The sequence below is a fragment of the endosymbiont of Lamellibrachia barhami genome (assembly GCF_011947365.2).
Classification (GTDB): Bacteria; Pseudomonadota; Gammaproteobacteria; order Chromatiales; family Chromatiaceae; genus QGON01.
Window position 1 is genome coordinate 1 of record NZ_JAAVSH020000017.1, and the last position, 1,014, is coordinate 1,014.

The window sequence follows — 1,014 nt, forward strand, 5'->3', positions numbered from 1 at the left end:
GCAGGCATCGACCACGTCGATAGTGCTGTCCTGGGTCAGCAGTCTGTCGAGTTCACTCATATCCCCTCTCTCAGCAGCAGTGATCAGGGGCGGGTTATCCGATTCGAAGTCTGGCTCCTGTTGCGAACAGGCGGTAAGAAAAAGCGTCAGTGAGGCGAACAAGAGCAGTGAACGATACATGGGGAATCCTGCAAAACGGGAGTGCAGCAGTATCCATCCCAGTGTCGGGTGGCGGCAATGATGATCCTCAATAGCTATTTATCCGGCTTGCGATCGGGTTTGAAGAAGGCGGTTGGGAAGGGGGTGATATTGGATTTTTCGTCCAGTTCCGTGATCTTGCCGGGTCCCTCTTTCTCGACTTCGTCGATGCGGATGACTGCGTGGATGGGTATCAGTGTGCGGTTGACGCCGGCAAACTCCTCCTGCAGCTTTTCCGAGGAGGGATCAATGACCAGGGAGTTGCTCTGTTCGAAGATGAGGCCTTCGAGTTCCACGAACCCGTATAGCTCGCCCTGATGCACCTTCTTGGCAAAGATTTCATAAACCTTGCCCTGATTGAGGAAGGTGATTTTGAAGATGCGCATTATTGCTGTCGCTATGGAGGGTCCTGTAAGAACCTGAAAATGGAGCCGATGAGCGGATTCGAACCGCTGACCTACGCATTACGAATGCGTTGCTCTACCAGCTGAGCTACATCGGCATAAAATCTTTCCAGTTAGTGTCTGCCAGGAAAACAATTACCGTAGCCCGGATGGAGCTTGCGTAATCCGGGAGCAGGCTATAAATAAGCCACTTATCTTCCTGGATTCCGCTGCGCTTCATCCCGGCTACAATTATTCATTCGTTTCCGGACAGACGCCAGCTTAACGACGGGCGATTATAGTCGCAGAATCCGGCTGGATCCAATTCAATCCTCGCGGGGTGCATCCAGGGCATAGGGCCTCGGGTCGAGAATCGGTTCTCTCTCCAGGATCATATCGGCCATCAGACGGGCAGAGGCGGGGGCCAACACCA

Annotated in this window: 1 protein-coding gene, 1 tRNA gene and 1 pseudogene; all 3 read right to left on the reverse strand. The window is 53.4% G+C overall.

Annotation, left to right across the window (positions count from 1 at the left end; genetic code table 11):
- Positions 1 to 180: pseudogene (locus G9Q73_RS19140) on the reverse strand (ankyrin repeat domain-containing protein); the annotation flags it as partial.
- A gap of 74 nt (positions 181 to 254) precedes the next feature.
- Positions 255 to 584, reverse strand: a complete 330-nt coding sequence (locus tag G9Q73_RS19145; RefSeq protein ID WP_177421562.1) for a DUF1820 family protein — start codon at positions 582 to 584, stop codon at positions 255 to 257.
- 40 nt (positions 585 to 624) lie between these two features.
- Positions 625 to 700: transfer RNA gene (locus tag G9Q73_RS19150), tRNA-Thr, on the reverse strand.
- Positions 701 to 1,014 lie beyond the last annotated feature (314 nt).

Coding starts and splice junctions, on each gene's coding strand:
- G9Q73_RS19145 (WP_177421562.1), bottom strand. CDS start 584: ATGCGCATCTTCAAAATCACCTTCCTCAATCAGGGCAAGGTTTATGAA.